This window comes from Pantoea sp. PNA 03-3, assembly GCF_003201175.1.
Lineage (GTDB): Bacteria > Pseudomonadota > Gammaproteobacteria > Enterobacterales > Enterobacteriaceae > Pantoea > Pantoea stewartii.
The window spans coordinates 102,028-118,400 of the sequence record NZ_QICO01000009.1; the positions used below are offsets into that span (position 1 = coordinate 102,028).

At 56.2% G+C, this 16,373-nt stretch carries 17 protein-coding genes; 12 read left to right on the plus strand and 5 right to left on the minus strand.

What is annotated here, in order from left to right; genetic code table 11:
• Positions 1 to 41: 41 nt before the first annotated feature.
• The 11 genes from C7433_RS19955 (at position 42) to C7433_RS20005 (ending at position 10,754) form a co-directional block, all read left to right on the plus strand.
• Complete coding sequence (locus C7433_RS19955; protein ID WP_033740007.1) at positions 42 to 1,436, plus strand: MFS transporter; 1,395 nt, start codon at positions 42 to 44, stop codon at positions 1,434 to 1,436.
• A gap of 25 nt (positions 1,437 to 1,461) precedes the next feature.
• Entirely contained in the window at positions 1,462 to 2,901 is a 1,440-nt protein-coding gene (locus tag C7433_RS19960; RefSeq protein WP_110268769.1) for an MFS transporter, read from the plus strand.
• A gap of 297 nt (positions 2,902 to 3,198) precedes the next feature.
• Positions 3,199 to 3,543 carry a glycine dehydrogenase gene (locus C7433_RS19965; RefSeq protein WP_044241509.1) on the plus strand — a complete coding sequence of 115 codons (345 nt, stop codon included), beginning with the start codon at positions 3,199 to 3,201 and terminating at the stop codon, positions 3,541 to 3,543.
• A 28-nt stretch (positions 3,544 to 3,571) separates the two neighbouring features.
• Positions 3,572 to 3,928 carry an SFCGS family glycine-rich protein gene (locus C7433_RS19970; protein ID WP_006118330.1) on the plus strand — a complete coding sequence of 119 codons (357 nt, stop codon included), beginning with the start codon at positions 3,572 to 3,574 and terminating at the stop codon, positions 3,926 to 3,928.
• 3 nt (positions 3,929 to 3,931) lie between these two features.
• On the plus strand, positions 3,932 to 4,228 hold the full coding sequence (locus C7433_RS19975; protein WP_033740005.1) for a DUF4312 family protein: 297 nt from the start codon (positions 3,932 to 3,934) through the stop codon (positions 4,226 to 4,228).
• A gap of 33 nt (positions 4,229 to 4,261) precedes the next feature.
• Positions 4,262 to 5,038 carry a DUF4311 domain-containing protein gene (locus C7433_RS19980; RefSeq protein WP_006118328.1) on the plus strand — a complete coding sequence of 259 codons (777 nt, stop codon included), beginning with the start codon at positions 4,262 to 4,264 and terminating at the stop codon, positions 5,036 to 5,038.
• A gap of 13 nt (positions 5,039 to 5,051) precedes the next feature.
• On the plus strand, positions 5,052 to 5,696 hold the full coding sequence (locus tag C7433_RS19985) for a DUF4310 family protein (RefSeq protein ID WP_054633034.1): 645 nt from the start codon (positions 5,052 to 5,054) through the stop codon (positions 5,694 to 5,696).
• 53 nt (positions 5,697 to 5,749) lie between these two features.
• Positions 5,750 to 6,883 carry an amidohydrolase/deacetylase family metallohydrolase gene (locus tag C7433_RS19990; protein ID WP_054633035.1) on the plus strand — a complete coding sequence of 378 codons (1,134 nt, stop codon included), beginning with the start codon at positions 5,750 to 5,752 and terminating at the stop codon, positions 6,881 to 6,883.
• Positions 6,867 to 7,982: a DgaE family pyridoxal phosphate-dependent ammonia lyase gene (locus C7433_RS19995; RefSeq protein WP_110268770.1), complete on the plus strand. Its 1,116-nt coding sequence runs from the start codon at positions 6,867 to 6,869 to the stop codon at positions 7,980 to 7,982. The genes C7433_RS19990 and C7433_RS19995 overlap by 17 nt, the downstream gene beginning before the upstream one ends.
• Complete coding sequence (locus C7433_RS20000) at positions 7,982 to 8,722, plus strand: KDGP aldolase family protein (protein WP_033740000.1); 741 nt, start codon at positions 7,982 to 7,984, stop codon at positions 8,720 to 8,722. The genes C7433_RS19995 and C7433_RS20000 overlap by 1 nt, the downstream gene beginning before the upstream one ends.
• A 118-nt stretch (positions 8,723 to 8,840) precedes the next feature.
• Positions 8,841 to 10,754 carry a transcription antiterminator gene (locus C7433_RS20005; RefSeq protein WP_110268771.1) on the plus strand — a complete coding sequence of 638 codons (1,914 nt, stop codon included), beginning with the start codon at positions 8,841 to 8,843 and terminating at the stop codon, positions 10,752 to 10,754.
• Positions 10,755 to 10,792: 38 nt separating this feature from the next.
• Here C7433_RS20005 and C7433_RS20010 read toward each other — a convergent pair whose 3' ends face one another.
• A complete protein-coding gene (locus tag C7433_RS20010; protein WP_033739998.1) occupies positions 10,793 to 11,692 on the minus strand; it encodes a LysR family transcriptional regulator in 900 nt (299 codons plus the stop codon).
• 129 nt (positions 11,693 to 11,821) lie between these two features.
• On the opposite strand from C7433_RS20010, the gene C7433_RS20015 reads away from it, so the two are divergent.
• Positions 11,822 to 12,526, plus strand: a complete 705-nt coding sequence (locus C7433_RS20015) for a pirin family protein (protein WP_006118324.1) — start codon at positions 11,822 to 11,824, stop codon at positions 12,524 to 12,526.
• A gap of 203 nt (positions 12,527 to 12,729) precedes the next feature.
• Here C7433_RS20015 and dolP read toward each other — a convergent pair whose 3' ends face one another.
• From dolP to C7433_RS20035, 4 genes are read right to left on the minus strand one after another with little or no spacing between them, the layout of a single operon-like run.
• Positions 12,730 to 13,302, minus strand: coding sequence for a division/outer membrane stress-associated lipid-binding lipoprotein (gene dolP, locus C7433_RS20020; RefSeq protein WP_006118323.1), 573 nt, complete (start codon positions 13,300 to 13,302; stop codon positions 12,730 to 12,732).
• A gap of 14 nt (positions 13,303 to 13,316) precedes the next feature.
• Positions 13,317 to 13,904 (minus strand): DnaA initiator-associating protein DiaA, encoded by a 588-nt coding sequence (gene diaA / locus C7433_RS20025; protein WP_006118322.1) that lies wholly within the window; start codon positions 13,902 to 13,904, stop codon positions 13,317 to 13,319.
• 14 nt (positions 13,905 to 13,918) lie between these two features.
• A complete protein-coding gene (locus tag C7433_RS20030; RefSeq protein WP_006118321.1) occupies positions 13,919 to 14,314 on the minus strand; it encodes a YraN family protein in 396 nt (131 codons plus the stop codon).
• Positions 14,272 to 16,311 (minus strand): penicillin-binding protein activator, encoded by a 2,040-nt coding sequence (locus C7433_RS20035; protein WP_110268772.1) that lies wholly within the window; start codon positions 16,309 to 16,311, stop codon positions 14,272 to 14,274. Before C7433_RS20035 ends, C7433_RS20030 begins: the two co-directional genes overlap by 43 nt.
• Positions 16,312 to 16,373: the final 62 nt, after the last annotated feature.

Sequence of the window (16,373 nt, forward strand, 5' to 3'; positions counted from 1 at the left end):
AAGGTTACCCGCCAGGCGGGCGGGTAAACCGGAGAACCATCATGAATCAGCAAACTGTATCTTCTGCCGGCGAGCCTGCGACGCTGCGGTTGCCGTTCCGGGAAAAAGTGGCCTATGGCATGGGCGATCTGGGTTCTAACATCCTGTTAGATATCGGGACGCTTTACTTACTGAAGTTCTATACCGATGTGCTGGAGCTGCCGGGAACGTACGGCGGAATTATCTTTCTGGTCGCCAAATTCTTCACGGCGTTTACCGATATGGGCACGGGCATCATGCTGGATTCGCGGCGCAGGATTGGCCCGAAAGGGAAGTTCCGGCCGTTTGTCTTGTACGCCGCGTTTCCGGTCACGCTTTTGGCTGTCGCCAACTTTATCGGTACGCCGTTTGAAATCACCGGTAAAGCGGTCGTCGCCACGGTGTTGTTTATGTTGTATGGCCTGTTCTTCAGCATGATGAACTGTTCGTATGGGGCGATGGTGCCCGCCATCACCAAAAATCCTGATGAGCGCGCCTCCCTGGCCGCCTGGCGGCAGGGCGGTGCAACGCTGGGGTTACTGATTTGTACTGTGGGTTTTGTGCCGGTGATGAACCTGGCAGAAGGCAGCGCGCAGTTCCGCTATATCGCTGCAGCCACACTTTTCTCGGCATTTGGTTTGTTCTTTATGTGGTGGTGCTATGCCGGTGTAAAGGAGCGCTATGTCGAACAGCCGTCTGCCCACCCCACGCAAAACCCGGGCCTGTTAGCCTCCTTCCGCGCTATCGCGGGTAACCGTCCGCTGTTTATTCTCTGTATTGCCAACCTGTGCACACTGGGGGCGTTCAACGTCAAGCTGGCGATTCAGGTCTATTACACCCAGTACGTTCTGAACGATCCCATCCTGCTGTCATGGATGGGCTTCTTTAGCATGGGCTGCATTTTTATCGGTGTCTTTATGATGCCCGGCGCCGTCAGGCGCTTTGGTAAGAAAAAAGTGTATATCGGCGGTTTGCTGATTTGGGTCGTGGGCGATCTGCTCAACTATTGCTATGGGGGCGGTTCCGTCAGTTTCATCGTGTTTTCCTGTCTGGCTTTTTTTGGATCTGCCTTTGTGAACAGTCTTAACTGGGCTTTAGTCTCTGATACGGTCGAATACGGGGAATGGCGGACGGGCGTGCGTTCTGAAGGCACGGTTTATACCGGTTTCACCTTTTTCCGTAAGGTCTCACAGGCACTGGCGGGCTTTTTCCCCGGCTGGATGCTGACCCAGATTGGCTACGTGCCTAACGTTGTCCAGCGCGCCGGTACGGTCGAGGGCCTGAAGCAACTGATGTTTATTTATCCCGGTGCGTTAGCCGTGGTCACGATTGTGGCCATGGGGTGTTTCTACAACCTCAATGAAAAGATGTATGTCCGCATCATTGACGAGATTGACGCCCGTAAGCGTCAGCACTGATTTGGCTCTGTGATAAGGATCCGTTATGAACACAGGTTCTGATCCCTTAACGCTGAAACTGCCTCTGCGTGAGAAGTTTGCTTACGGCATCGGTGATTTCGGCTCCAACCTGATGCTGGCTATCGGGACGCTTTACTTACTTAAGTTTTACACCGATGAACTGGGGATGCCGGCCTGGTATGGCGGCGTGATTTTCCTCGTCGCCAAATTCTTTACGGCCCTTACCGATATGTTTACGGGCATCGTGCTGGATTCACGGCGGACAATTGGCGCAAGAGGAAAATTCAGGCCGTTTATCCTGTATTTTTCGCTGCCGGTCGCGCTGGTGGCGGCGGCGCAGTTTGTGGCGCATGACCTCAGCCTGACATGTAAAACGGCTGTCGCCACCGCGCTGTTTATGCTGTTTGGCCTGTTTTACAGTCTGATGAACTGTTCCTACGGGGCAATGGTACCTGCCATCACCAGGAATCCCACCGAGCGCGCTCATCTTGCCGCCTGGCGGCAGGGCGGGGCCACGTTAGGATTGCTGGTTTGTACAGTATGCTTTATGCCCATCCAGTCGCTGTTTGTGGGCAAAAGTGCGCTGGGTTATCAGGTGGCGGCTGCCGTCTTTGTCACTGGCGGATTGCTGTGCATGGGGCTTTGCTACAGCGGCGTGAAAGAACGCTATGTCGAGGTCACGCCCGCCCATCACAAACCTGGCGTTGCAACCGCCTTTCGCGCCATCTTTCACAATCCGCCCTTGCGGACGCTGTGCCTGGCGAACCTGTGTACCCTGGCGGCATTCAACATCAAGCTGGCGATTCAGGTTTATTACACCCAGTACGTGCTGAACGATGTCAGTCTGCTCTCCTGGATGGGTTTCTTCAGCATGGGCTGTATTCTGGCCGGTGTGCTGCTGGTGCCCGCTGCGGTGAAACGTTGGGGTAAAAAGCAGGTGTATCTCGGTGGTTTAGTATTCTGGGCTGTCGGCGATCTGTGCAATTTTCTCTGGGGCAGCACATCGCTAATGTTCGTCCTGTTCTCCTGTATGGCGTTCTTCGGCACAGCGTTTGTGAACAGCCTTAACTGGGCGCTGGTGCCGGATACCGTCGAGTACGGTGAATGGAAAACCGGTATCCGCGCAGAGGGCGCCTGCTATACCGGCTACACCTTCTTCCGTAAAATCTCTGCCGCCATGGCGGGTTTTTTGCCGGGCCTGATGCTGACACAAATCGGCTATGTGCCGAATGCCCTTCAATCGGATGCCACGCTGGCGGGGCTGCGGCAGTTGATCTTTATCTGGCCCTGTACGCTGGCCATCGCGGCGGCACTGATTATGGGATGGGGTTACAGGCTCAATGAAGCGCGTTTCGCGCGCATTGTCGCGGCCATTAACCAGCGTAAACGGCACGCTCTTGCCCCTGCTGCTATCCCAACGCGCAACGAGGCCTGCGTTCAGGTGACGGGTGCGGAAAAGCCATAAGTTTCTCTGTTAAGACGTGATGGCAGGTAACTGTTTGTCGGTTTTGTGACAGCGGTACAGCACCGGCCATCGCGCATTATGTGTTCACAGGCGCATCACTGCGCACAGGTAAGACAGCCTAACCTGTTGTTTTATATAACCTGACTCTCCATTCTCCCCCTGTTCATTCCCCACTTTGCGGCACCGATCACGCTCAGGTGCAGGATTTCCACTTCGAAACGGAAAAAGTCGTTCTCCACAGCCGCGCGGACTCTGTTTAGTTTGTGATCACGCTGAATGCGTAACGGGATGCAGACGATGAGCACGTGTAATGGAGCGGTAGCGATGAACGCGTCACAAGACGAGCAGCAAACGATTCAGGCCCTGGCGGATCGCGTAATGACCCAGATCGGCGCGCTGTTTGCCGAGCGGTCCATTAAGCCGAATGCGGTACAGCTGCAAATGCTGGCTTCGCATGTCCGCGCAATGGCATTGCGATCGGTAACCGGTGAAGGGCTGCCGGAGGTGGAGGCGGATCTGTTCGATGAGATCTCGCCAGCGTCAATGGCACTGGCGCAGCAGGTCGTGGATCTGTTTGGCAATTTACCGCCGGAAGAAGCCTGGCTGCTCTCCGTCCACTTTGAAGTGGCTAAGAACGACTGATTTTCACCACCATGAGAGGTACAGACATATGGTAACCGTAGTAATAGGCGATCGATTAGGTAAAGGACAGAAAGTGGCGGCCGGCGTTGAGAAAGCGGGCGGGCGTGCCGTTGTCGTGCCCGGCGTGGCGGCTGACATGAAGTTGGGCGATGTGATGAAGGCTGAGAATGCCGATTTTGGCATTTCTTTTTGTGGCAGCGGCGGTGCGGGGGCGATTACGGCACAAAACAAGTATGGCTACAAAGCCAAACACGGCATGCGCTCAGTGGATGAAGGTGTGACAGCCATCAACGAAGGCGCCACCGTGCTGGGCTTCGGGTTTATGGATAAAGAAGAGCTGGGTGAACGTCTGGTTCAGGCCTGGCACAAAAAACACGGTGGATAAGGAATGAAAGAGACCTTTACAACCTCGGTAGCCGTAAGCGGCAAAGGCGATACCAAAGCGAAAGCGTTCTCTGATGCGCTCAGCCGGGTGCAGCACGAAGTCCTGCGCAACGCCAACAAGATTTTGCTGCGCATCGAACCCCAGGACGTAAAGGTGGTGCGCGCGCAGGAGCGCGTCAGAACCGAAAAATTTCTTTTCTTTTTCCTGGCACGCGAGCGCAGGCACTTCAGTGTCGATCTGGAGGTCACCATCAACGTGACCTGTCTGGACGGCGATAAAGTTGCGTTCACCCGCGTGTAAGTCAGCCTCAAACAACATAAATAAGGAAAGAGGATGTTTCTCATCATTTTGCTCAAGTCGTTAATCATCGGCGGCCTTGTGGGCGTCGGTGTGGGTGCTGGCGCTGCCCGCATGTTCCACGCGCCGACGACACAAGGTATGGGCGCGTTTCGCACACTGGGTGAACTCAACTCCTGTGAAGGCGATCCCGCTTCTCACTTCTCTTTTGGGTTGGGTTTCTTTTTCAATGCCTGGGCTTCCTCCGTTGCGGCGGGTGCATTCACCCAGGATGTGGATCACCGCATCATCCCCAACTGGGGCGCGGCGGCCATCATGGTCAAAAACCGCAACGTCGCGCAAACGCTGCACGATCCAAAAAAGATGGCTATCGCCTGCGGCATCATCGGCATGGTGGTGGTCGCGTTTTTGAATTCGACGGCCTCTGCCGTTCCGGCGGCCCTGCAGGTTACGGCGGTCAAAGTGCTGGTCCCTGCGGCGAATCTGCTGGTGAACACGGTCATGCCCGTGATCTTCTGGCTGGCCGCAATCGATGCCGGTAAGAAATCGGGCTTCTGGGCCACCATTTTTGGCGGTCTGGCGCAGCTGATTATGGGCAATGCGGTACCGGGCCTGGTGCTGGGAATTTTGATTGGCAAAGGGGTTGAAGAGAGCGGCTGGCACAAAGTGACCAAAGTCATGATGACCGCCATCGTTGCCCTGTTTGTCCTCAGCGCCTTCTTCCGCGGTTTCGATATGAAGATGCTGCAATCCTTCCAGCTCGGCATTCCTGGCTGGCTCGACAGTATTCATAACAGCCTGAGCGGCAAATAACGGAGCGTCTGCAATGGAAGAATCAAACAAAGGTTTCTGGTATGCCGACTGGTCATTCCCGATTTTTGTCGGTTTGCTCTCCTCCGGCGTGTTTGCCGGGACACATATGTACTACCTGTACGGCATTGGAGCGTTTAACGAAGTCGCTTTCGTGTCCATGCTCCGGGCCGGAATCGATACCGGCGTCTATGGGGCGGTGGCTGCCTTCGGAGCCAGCTTCCTGTTCGCCCGCATCATTGAAGGATCGCTGGTCGGGATTCTGGACATCGGTGGTGCGATCCAGACCGGTGTCGGTCTGGGCGTGCCGGCGCTGCTGCTCGGGGCGGGTTTTGTTTTCCCCGTCGCCAACTTTGCGGCTTCGCTGGTCACAGGCCTGATTCTCGGTGTGGCAATCGGTTACGTCATTATCCTGGCGCGTAAGTTCACCATCAATCAGAGCAACAGCACGTACGGTGCGGACGTCATGATGGGGGCGGGCAATGCATCAGGCCGTTTCCTGGGACCCTTGATCATTCTGGCCGCGATGGGTGCCTCAATTCCTATCGGCCTCGGATCCTTGCTGGGCGCGCTGGTGTTCTATCTGTGGAATAAACCGATCACGGGCGGTGCGATCCTGGGTGCCATGATCCTGGGCGCGATCTTTCCTGTGGCGATCTGACCCTGTTATCTCCCGATCGGTTCAGGCCGATCGGGGCAGTTAAGGAGGTTCCTGTGTACGATCTGATTCTGCGGCGTGCGCGTTTGCCCGATGAAACCCTGATCGATATTGCGATACGTGACGGCAAGATTGCCGCCACAGGTGAAATCAGCGGCCACGCAACCGTCGAGAAAACGCTGGCAGAAGGCTGTTATCTCAGTGCGGGCTGGATTGATTCGCATGTGCACTGCTATGAAAAATCCCCCGTCTACCACGATCATCCCGATCGGGTTGGCGTGGAAAGCGGCGTCACCTGCGTGGTGGATGCAGGCAGTACTGGCGCGAATGACATTGACGATTTCTGGCAGCGCACCCGAGCGGTGAGCACGCAGGTTTACGCGCTGCTGAATATCGCACGCACTGGCATCATTACCCAAAATGAACTGGCGGACATGACGCAGATTGATCGCCAGGCCATTGCCGACGCGGTAAAACGTCACCCCGACTTTATTGTGGGGCTTAAAGCCCGTATGAGCAGCAGCGTAGTGGGCGAAAACGGCATTAAGCCGCTGGTCCTCGCGAAAGCTATTCAGCAGGAAAACGGCCATCTGCCGCTGATGGTGCATATCGGTAACAACCCACCCAACCTTGATGAGATCGCGGAACTGCTGACCTCGGGTGACATCATCACTCACTGCTATAACGGCAAACCCAATCGCATCCTGACACCCGACGGCGAACTGCGTGCCGCCGTCAAACATGCGCTGGCACGCGACGTACGGCTTGATGTCGGCCACGGCAGCGCCAGCTTTAGTTTCGAGGTCGCGCGTGCGGCCATCGCACAGGGCATTTTGCCTGACACCATCAGTTCGGATATTTACTGCCGTAACCGCCTCAATGGACCGGTTTATACCCTGGCCCATGTGATGTCGAAGTTTTTCAATGTCGGCATGACCCTGCCACAGATTATCGCCTGTGTGACTCACCAGGCAGCCAGCGGCCTGTGTTTACGCCACAAAGGCCGTATTGAGCCCGGCTACGATGCCGACTTTACGCTGTTCACCGTCGCGCAAGAGCCGGTGTCCTTTGTGGATGCGGAAGGGCTGGCGGAACAGGGCGATCGTCACCTGATCCCCCTTGCCGCCATTGTCGCCGGCGAGTGCTGGATTACTGAACAAGGAAAAAAATACCATGTCTTCTCTGTATGAAAAATATGGCCTGAAGCAGGTCATCAACGCCTCCGGTCGTATGACCATACTGGGCGTTTCAACGCCATCGGATGAGGTGATCGATACGGTTAAGTACGGTCTGGCGCACTACTTTGAAGTAAAGGATCTGGTCGATAAAACCGGCGCGTATATTGCTAACCTGCTGAAAGTGGAAAATGCGCTGGTGGTCTCCTGCGCCTCGGCAGGGATAGCCCAGAGCGTGGCCGCCGTCATTGTGAAAGATGATGACTGGCTGCTGGATAATTTACACAGTGCACCGCTGACCGTGCCGCGCGACATCGTGGTGCCAAAAGGGCATAACGTGAACTACGGTGCGCCGGTGGGCAGCATGATCGCGCTGGGTGGGGGCCGGACGGTTGAAGCGGGTTACAGTAATGAATGCTCGGCTCAGCAGCTTTCCGCCGCGGTGACCGATCAGACGGCCGCCATTCTCTACGTGAAGTCACATCACTGCGTACAAAAGAGCCACCTGAGCGTTGCACAGGCCGCAGAAGTCGCACGTAAGCATGGTGTGCCACTGATAGTGGATGCCGCCGCCGAAGAAGACTTGCAGTGTTACTACCAGGCCGGTGCCGATCTGGTGATCTACAGCGGCGCCAAAGCGATTGAAGGCCCAACCAGCGGCCTGGTTATCGGTAAGCATCAGCTTGTTGAGTGGGTGAAGCGCCAGAGCAACGGCATTGGCCGCACCATGAAAGTGGGCAAAGAGGGGATTCTGGGGCTGACGCAGGCCATTGAGTCCTATCTGACTCTGCCGAAAGTGACCGGCGCACAGATGGTAGAAAAAATGACGCCCTTTATTAACAACCTCAATGGGCTGGACGGCGTAACTGCGCGCGTCGTCTGGGATGCGGCCGGACGCGATATTGCACGCGCCGAAATACACTTTGATGAAGCCAAAATTGCGCGTCAAACCGGCGATCTGGTTCAGGCATTGAAAAACGGCGATATCGCCATTTACTTCCGTGGCTACAAAGCGAATGAAGGCATTATCGAAGCCGACGTGCGTAGCGTCAGCGCTGAGCAGCTGCATATCATTTTTACCCGTATTCAGGCGCTGATAACCGGAGAACACTAATGACGCTTACCCCTGATTTTTATCAAGACCGGCTGTGCCTCAACGTGCTGGCCGGCTCAAAAGAAAATGCGCGCGCTATCTGGCAGGCGGCAGAAGGGCACGTTCTGGTCGGTGTGCTATCGAAGAATTACGCCAGTCATGACGCCGCAATCGCGGATATGCGCGACTATGCTGCGCTGATCAATAATGCGCTCTCGATTGGCCTGGGCGCGGGCGATCCCCGGCAGTCACGCATGGTCAGCGAACTGGCCGCTGAGCTACAGCCTCAGCATGTTAACCAGGTCTTTACCGGCGTTGGTACCAGCCGGGCGCTGCTTGGCCAGTCACAAACGGTGGTGAACGGCTTGATCTCGCCGACAGGGACGCCAGGAAAAGTAAAAATTTCGACCGGTCCGCTCAGCTCACAGCGCAACGACGGCATCGTGCCCATCGACACCGCGATCGCCATGCTGATCGATATGGGCGGCAGCTCGGTAAAATATTTCCCCATGGGCGGTCTGGACAGGGTGGAAGAATACCGCGCCGTGGCGGAGGCCTGTGCACAGCAGGATTTTTGGCTGGAGCCGACAGGCGGGATCGATCTGGCAAATTTTAGCGAGATCGTAAAAATTGCGCTGGATGCGGGCGTCAGCAAGGTGATCCCGCATATTTACAGTTCGATCATTGATCAGGCCAGCGGTGAAACCCGCGTGGATGACGTCAAACAGCTTCTGGCAATGAGCAAGTCCTTGCTGGCCTGACGTAGGTTGTGCGCTGGCGCAGAAAACTGTGGCCGGCGTGCCCTTTCCTGGACGTACAGCCGCGTTTCCTGCACTCTGTGAGTGTTGCTCTTTTCTCCATTCAGTCAGGTAAACCGACGTGAGATTTCCTAATCAGCGCCTTGCGCAACTGTTTGACGCTTTGAAAAACGAAACCTTGCCTCAGGACGAGCTGGCCCGGCGCTTTGCCGTGTCAACGCGTACCGTACGCACGGATATCACCGCCCTGAATGCCTTACTGGAAAAGCACGGCGCGCAGTTTGTGTTGAATCGCGGGGCCGGTTATCAGCTTAAAATTGCCGACGCGCAGCGTTTTACTATTCTCCAGCAGCAAACGCGTGCCCCTCTCCGGGTGCCGCGTACCTCTCAGGAGCGGATCCGTTATCTGCTGGTGCGCTTCCTGACCGCCGCCTATTCGCTGAAACTGGAAGCGCTGGCAGAAGAATGGTTTGTCAGCCGCGCGACCTTGCAGAATGACATGGCCGACGTACGTGAATGGCTCGGACGCTACCAACTCAGCATTGAAAGCAAACCGCACCACGGCATGAAACTGTTTGGCAGCGAGGTGGCGATCCGCACCTGCTTAACCGATCTGTTGATCGAGATCGATCAGTCGCAGCCAGACAGCCCGCTGATCACGCCGGAATCCCTGGAAGGTGGCCTGCTGGAAAGTCTGGAACCGTGCCTGCAACGCTGTTTTGCCCAGCACCATATCCGTCTCAGTGACGAAGGTGAACGCTATTTACAGTTTTACTGTGCGGTGGCGGTCCGGCGCATCAGCGAAGGTTATCCGGTTAACGATCCCGCGGACACGGAACAGATGGACGATGCCATACGCGACGCGGCACAAACCCTGATTCATTCGCTGCTGCCGCTTATCGGCAAGCCCGTTTCGCCGGCGGAGGAGAGCTGGCTACAGGTTAATATCGCTGCCCGGCGCATTCAGGACAGCGCACCCAGCACGATCAATGCGGATGACGCGGATGCGCTGGTCGACTATCTGCTCAGCTTTATTAACACACACTACTATTACGATCTGCAGAACGATCCTCAGTTGCGTGCCGATCTGCTCACCCATATTAAAACCATGATCACGCGGGTGCGTTATCAGATCCATATTCCCAATCCCCTGTTAAGTAATATCAAGCAGCACTATCCGATGGCCTATGACGTAACGCTGGCGGCGGTTTCCAGTTGGGGCAAATATTCGCCTTACGTCATCAGTGAGAATGAAATTGGCTTCCTGGTGCTGCATATTGGCGTCGGGCTGGAGCGCCATTACAACGTGGGCTATCAACGTCGCCCTCAGGTGCTGCTGGTGTGCGACAGCGGGAATTCCACGCTGCGCATGATTGAAGCGATGCTGCTGCGAAACTATCCCCAGTTGCAGGTAACCCAGTGCCTGTCTCAGCGCGAATACGAAGCGCGTCAACGTATTGAAGAAGACTTTGTCATCTCTACCGCGCGGGTCAGCGAAAAAGAAAAACCGGTGGTGGTGGTGGCGCCGTTCCCGACCGAATTCCAGCTGGAGCAGATTGGTAAGCTGGTGCTGGTGGATCGTACCCGCCCCTATATGTTGGAGAAATTTTTTGATGCCCGGCATTTTCGGATTGTTGATGCGCCCATGAGCCAGTCGGATCTGTTCCGGTTATTATGCGATCAGCTTGAGAATGAAGGGGTGGTGGATGAGGCTTTCTTTGCATCCGTGGAGGAACGCGAAGCCATTGTCAGTACCATGCTGGGCGAGGGCATTGCGCTACCGCACTCGCTGGGGCTCATGGCCCGGGAAACGGTCGTCTACACCGTGCTGGCTCCACAGGGTATTCCGTGGGGCGACGATACGGCTTACGTGATTTTTCTGCTGGCAATCAGTAAAAGCGAGTATGAAGAAGCCATGGCAATTTATGACCTTTTCGTCACGTTTATGCGTGAGCGGGCGATGACGCGCCTGCGCGACAGCACTGACTTCAGCAGTTTTAAAACCGTGGCGCTGGACTGCCTGAGTCGGCTGTAAGTGGGGGCAAGGTGGGCTGGATAGCGTCCAGCCCGTTATCAGTGTTTCTTTGCTAACAGGCGGGGGATTTCGCGCAGGCACCAGGCTTTCGCTTCGCCCATACTGTCACGACGCCAGGCCATGATGATGTCCACCTCGCGAGAATATTCCGGGCTGACGACCCGTAACCGCCCCTCCGCGATATCCTGCTCTACCATGTTATAGGGCATGGTCGCCACGCCTAAACCGGCCAGAAGCGCACGCCGCTTATCGTCCATTGTACTGACGGTCAGGCGTTGCTGTTTATCCAGCAGCTGTACGGTCAACACCGGCCTTTCGCGTGCGGTATCGGCCACGGCAATCCCCCGATATTTTACCCGGGTGACCTCTGAAAGCGGCTCGGGTTCGTTATGAATAGGATGGTCAGGGCTGGCTACATAAACGCTGACGATGCTGTAGAGTTTGCGGGTATTGATCTCAGTTGAAGCGCGAAAGTGCATATCCGGTGCGATAACGATATCTGCCCGCCCCTGTTCCAGCCTTTCCCAGGCACCTGCCAGCACTTCTGTCATAATGGATATCTGGGTGTTAGCCTTGTCAGCCAGCTTTGTAACCAGCGGGAACAGCGCATCGGTAGGGACAAGGGCTTCGGTCACGATGGTCAACTGCGTTTCCCAACCGCGCGCCAGCGCTTCGGCATCGGTCGTGAGTTTGTCAGCGGCTTCCAGCAACACCCGACCGCGCTCAAGCAGCATGCGTCCGACATTCGTAAACTTTGTGCGATGGCCAGAGCGGTCAAACAGCACCACATCCAGCTCCTCTTCCAGTTTCTGCATGGTGTAACTGAGTGCCGAGGGCACGCGCCCTAACTCATCGGCGGCGGCGGCAAAACTGCCCCGGCGATCGATAGCATCCATCACACGTAAAGCTTCAAGGGTTAACGCACGGTCTTTTGCCATCCTGGTTCTCTGTCAGGAAATTTGAATATGCCCGGCAGATTAACTGGCTAACAATCCGGCGTCCAGACTTTTACCATAAGGGAATCATACCCGTCGTCGATTCTTGCCGACGGATGCAGGAGGTAAACAATGATAACCACACGCAGTGCATCCGATTGTGGTCAGGCTGATTATGGCTGGCTACAGGCACGCTATAGTTTCTCTTTTGGCCACTATTTCGATCCCAAATTAATGGGTTATGCCGCTTTACGTGTTTTGAACCAGGAAGTGCTGGCACCCGGCGCGGCGTTTCAGCCGCGCACCTATCCTCAGGTGGACGTGTTGAATATTGTCCTGCAGGGTGAAGCGGAGTACCGCGACAGCGAAGGCAATCACATTACCGTCGGTGAAGGTGAGGCACTGCTGCTCTCTGCCCAGCCGGGCGTGAGCTACAGTGAACTGAATCCCAGTAAAGAGCGCTCACTGACCCGCATGCAGCTCTGGCTGGCGGCCTGCCCGGAACGGGAAAACGCACGTATGCAGAAAATCAGCCTGACCGCAGGAACGTGTTCGCAACTGGTGGCTTCGCCGGATGGCCGCGACAACAGCTTGCAACTGCGTCAGCAGGTCTGGATCCACCAGCTTGAGCTGGCGGCTGGCGAGCAGCATCTGGTGCCGCTGCATGGCGCGCGCGCCTATCTGCAGTCGATCCATGGTTCGCTTGAAGCCTCTGCAGGTGCATCGCATCAGGAAACGCTCGGCTGTGGTGATGGCGCGTTTTTGCAGGAAGAACAGCAACTGTGGCTGGCTGCCATCACACCGACGCGGGCGCTGGTAATCGATATCCCTGTCTGACGCGCTTCTGCTGGCGTGGCGTTGTGGCGGTATCACAATAGTGGATATCCGCGCAGAGACGGATAGCCGACAGCAAAGGGCGAAGTGGTGTGCATCAGCCTGGTCATGGGATCAGACGCCAGAAACGAGAAAAGCCGTCCCTGAAAGGGGACGGCTTTTTTATTCACGCGATTCAGGCAGGCAAGACCACCCTGACCTCCGCGTTATTTCACCATGGTAAAGGCCGTGGTGACGTGTTTCACCCCGCTCACCCGGCTGGCAATATCCGCAGCGGCTTTCGCTTCTTCCGGCGTGACCAGACCCAACAGGAACACCTCACCGTTTTCAGTGGTCACCTTCACGCTTGATGATTTCACCTGATCGCTGCCCAGCAGCTGCGAGCGGATCTTCGTGGTGATCCAGGTGTCAGCGGAGGACGTACCCAGGCTGACTTTCGGCCCAATCCGAATCTCGTTATAGACTTCGGTGGCACCGTCAACGCCCATGGCGATCTGTTTCGCGCGGTTAGCGACTTCCTGATTCGGTGCCTGGCCGGTCAACAGAACCTTGCCCTGGTAGGCGGTGGCAATGACGCGGGCATCGGTTTTGATTTGCTGATCTTTAGCCAGCGCATTGCTGACGCGTAACTCCAGCGTGCCATCATCAACCTGCGTGCCCACAGAGCGGGGATCGGTGGCGGTTTTGGTCGCGACAGCGGCACTACCGGCCACCACCGCGACGCAGCCTTGCAGCAGCATGGCGGTTAAAACAATGGCTACAGCGTTCAATGCTTTCATGGGTGCTCCTTCCGTCATTCCTGGTGGGGAAACAAGGTGTTATCAATCAGATCGCACAAACAGTTGAGTGTTAACATATGCATCTCCTGAATGCGAGCACTGCGATGTGAAGGAATACGAATTTCCACATCCTGCGGTCCCAGCAATCCGGCTAATTCTCCCCCATCATAACCGGTAAGCGCAACGATCGTCATATCGCGCGTGACGGCGGCCTCGACAGCCTTGACGATGTCACGCGTATTGCCGCGGGTCGAGATGGCGAGCAGCACATCACCGTTTTGCCCGAGGGCGCGCACCTGCTTGGCATAAATCTCATCATGCAGGCGGTCATTACTGATCGCAGTCAGCATGACGTTATCCGCACTTAAAGCCAGCGCAGGCAGGCTGGGGCGTTCGGTTTCAAAACGATTGATCATGCTGGCGGCAAAATGCTGTGCGTTGGCGGATGATGCGCCGTTACCGCAACTCAGTATCTTGTTACCGTTGAGAAGGGACTGCACCATGGTCATTGCTGCACGTGAGATGGCATCAGGTAATGCCTCAGCCGCAGCGATTTGAGTTTGGATACTTTCAGTAAAACACGCTTTAATTCTTTCCTGCACACGACCACCTGGTTCTAAACGTCTGCATTAAAGGCATTGGGCAACCATTCGAGCGCCGGGCCTGTAATGGCGATGATGTCGAAACGGCAATTCACTGTTTCAAAACTGCCGCCGCGTTGCGCCAGCCAGAGAGAGGCAGCACGCAGCAGCTTGTGTTGTTTCTGTCGGGTAATGCTGGCCAGACTGCCGCCGAATCGTGCGTTACGGCGGTAACGCACTTCGACAAACACCCAGCATTGGTTGTCTCGCATTATCAGGTCAAGTTCACCTGCGCGATAGTACACATTGCTGGCGACCCATGTTAACCCCGCCCGCTCAAGATAGCGGCGGGCGCGTTGTTCATATTCGGCACCTGTACGGCGGCGGTTTAGCTGGCCGGTACGATATTGCCCTGACGATACTGGTTCCATGTCAACTTCCTGTTGATCACGCAATCAGGCGTCGCGCTGAGCTTGCCGGTATTGCCATCAAGAGAGAAGCCAGGCACCTGACGCATCTGATTGAAGTGGTTAGCCAGCGTCCAGGCATCCATCCCCATGGCATACAGGCGCACCAGTGAATAATCGTTGTTAAACGACCGGGCGGCCTGCTGCATCAGGCCTGGATTGGCGCCGGACAGCAGAGGGATATCGCTGTACTGCAGGCCTTCCATTTCCAGACGGAAATCCGGGCCTGCGCCAGCCTGAGCACTACGGGAACTGGCGTAGAGCGCGACATTACTGCGGCTGCCGGTGCGCATGCTGATCATCGGTTTAATCAGCTGCAGTTCATCCTGCGTCGACACGATATAGGCCGCATCTACCGCACCCGATTCGCTGGCTGCCGGTGCGCTGGTTTGGGGGGCCGGTATAGTCAGCCCTGCAACGGACACGTTCTGCGGTTGGGACGCAGAAGGGATAACCACCGGCGTCCCGCTCATGCTGATTCCTGCACCGCTGTTGATGCCCTGCTTAAGCTCTGAAACCGAACCGAAACGCTGCTGGAGCACGGTGCCACCGCCCAGTGACTGCCACTCTTTCGCAAAGGCCGTTGCGACGCGATCGCCCAGGCCATTACGTGGGAGCAACAGCAGCGGCTGGCGCTTACCCTGATCCCAGATATGGTGAGCCGCATCGCGCGCTTCATCTTCTGGCGACAGCGCAAAGTAGCACATATTGGGATGGTTCTGGATGTGTTCCGGCTCATTCAGGGCCAGAACGTTCAACGGTGTCTGGCTGTTGGCGACGGTTTCGACGTTGTTTTTCAACAGCGGGCCGACGACCAGTGTCGCGCCATCCTGTTGCGCCTGCTGCATCACCTGGGCGATGGGCTGGCTGCTGGTGTCATAGACTTTAACCTGCGCATTACTGGCCGGTTGCGCCGACGGCTGTTGCTGCTGTTGAGGCTGCTGGGCGGTCGTGGCAGGTTGCTGAGCCGTGCCCGTCTGCGTTGTTGCCGCAGGGGCGGCTGAGGGGCTGACAACCACGTTGGCATCAGCAGGCTGCTGCTGATTCATCGCGATGGGATCCTGTGCGCTGCCCGGCGTTGCCTGAGGTGCCGCCGGGATAACACCGTTCTTCGCGTCGTTGAAGCCTTTCTGGATGGCGCTGGCAAACATCTGAGCCTGACCGTTGAGTGGCAGCAGCAGCGCGATGGTGCTGGTGGACGCTTTGGTGAAGTTCTGCACCTGGCTCAGCTGCGTCGGCAAGGTTTTGGACGCGGGATTGTCAGGATAGCGCGTCTGCCAGTCTTTAATGGCCGACTTAAGCATGTTGGCATCCTGCGCATTGGCGTGCCAGGCGGTCAGCAGATCCAGCCAGCCCTGCAGAATGTTTTCATCGGCATTGATGACCAGCGCGTTCATGTCTTGCTGTGACAGTTGCGTCAGTGCCTGCCAGGTTGCATCAATGTTCTTCTGACGTGCGTCACCCTTCAGCAACGGTTCCTGGGCAATGTAGGCACGGAGCAGGGCCAGAGAGGTTTTCCCCTGTGCGCTGGCGATCTGCAAATCGTAGTAGCGCGCCAGTTGATCCTGAGACAGTTCACTGGTTTTCACCTGGCTCAACAGTTGCTGCGCGTCAGCCACTTTTTGCTGTCCAATCAGCGACTGGGCTTTCAGCAAGCGTAATTCCTGTTGCTGTGTTGAGGACAGTTGATTAGGCAGTTCGCCAATCGCCTGGTCGGCCTGAGGATATTTTCCCTCTTTTAACAAGGCGCGGATTGCGAGTAATTGCCAGTCGGTCTTGCTATCATCGCTGCTTTGCTGCACCTGTTGCAGATAGTAAGCAGAATTATTGGTGGCTGGCCCCTGAATGTCTACGGACTGGCTTTTGGGACCCTGGCCACTACACGCGGCTAAAATCAGACCAGCAAGAAGGACAGGCACAAAGCGTCCTGCTTTATGACGAACGATTTTTGAAGGAAGCATACTGTATCCAGTGATGTTTTTTTCAAGATGCTCAATATTAAATCGGCAATTCGGATGAAACA

Excerpts from the sequence above, each read along its gene's own strand:
- C7433_RS19955 (WP_033740007.1), top strand. The coding sequence starts at position 42 with ATGAATCAGCAAACTGTATCTTCTGCCGGCGAGCCTGCGACGCTGCGG.
- C7433_RS19960 (WP_110268769.1), top strand. The coding sequence starts at position 1,462 with ATGAACACAGGTTCTGATCCCTTAACGCTGAAACTGCCTCTGCGTGAG.
- C7433_RS19965 (WP_044241509.1), top strand. The coding sequence starts at position 3,199 with ATGAGCACGTGTAATGGAGCGGTAGCGATGAACGCGTCACAAGACGAG.
- C7433_RS19970 (WP_006118330.1), top strand. The coding sequence starts at position 3,572 with ATGGTAACCGTAGTAATAGGCGATCGATTAGGTAAAGGACAGAAAGTG.
- C7433_RS19975 (WP_033740005.1), top strand. The coding sequence starts at position 3,932 with ATGAAAGAGACCTTTACAACCTCGGTAGCCGTAAGCGGCAAAGGCGAT.
- C7433_RS19980 (WP_006118328.1), top strand. The coding sequence starts at position 4,262 with ATGTTTCTCATCATTTTGCTCAAGTCGTTAATCATCGGCGGCCTTGTG.
- C7433_RS19985 (WP_054633034.1), top strand. The coding sequence starts at position 5,052 with ATGGAAGAATCAAACAAAGGTTTCTGGTATGCCGACTGGTCATTCCCG.
- C7433_RS19995 (WP_110268770.1), top strand. The coding sequence starts at position 6,867 with ATGTCTTCTCTGTATGAAAAATATGGCCTGAAGCAGGTCATCAACGCC.
- C7433_RS20000 (WP_033740000.1), top strand. The coding sequence starts at position 7,982 with ATGACGCTTACCCCTGATTTTTATCAAGACCGGCTGTGCCTCAACGTG.
- C7433_RS20010 (WP_033739998.1), bottom strand. The coding sequence starts at position 11,692 with ATGGCAAAAGACCGTGCGTTAACCCTTGAAGCTTTACGTGTGATGGAT.
- C7433_RS20015 (WP_006118324.1), top strand. The coding sequence starts at position 11,822 with ATGATAACCACACGCAGTGCATCCGATTGTGGTCAGGCTGATTATGGC.
- dolP (WP_006118323.1), bottom strand. The coding sequence starts at position 13,302 with ATGAAAGCATTGAACGCTGTAGCCATTGTTTTAACCGCCATGCTGCTG.
- C7433_RS20030 (WP_006118321.1), bottom strand. The coding sequence starts at position 14,314 with ATGGAACCAGTATCGTCAGGGCAATATCGTACCGGCCAGCTAAACCGC.
- C7433_RS20035 (WP_110268772.1), bottom strand. The coding sequence starts at position 16,311 with ATGCTTCCTTCAAAAATCGTTCGTCATAAAGCAGGACGCTTTGTGCCT.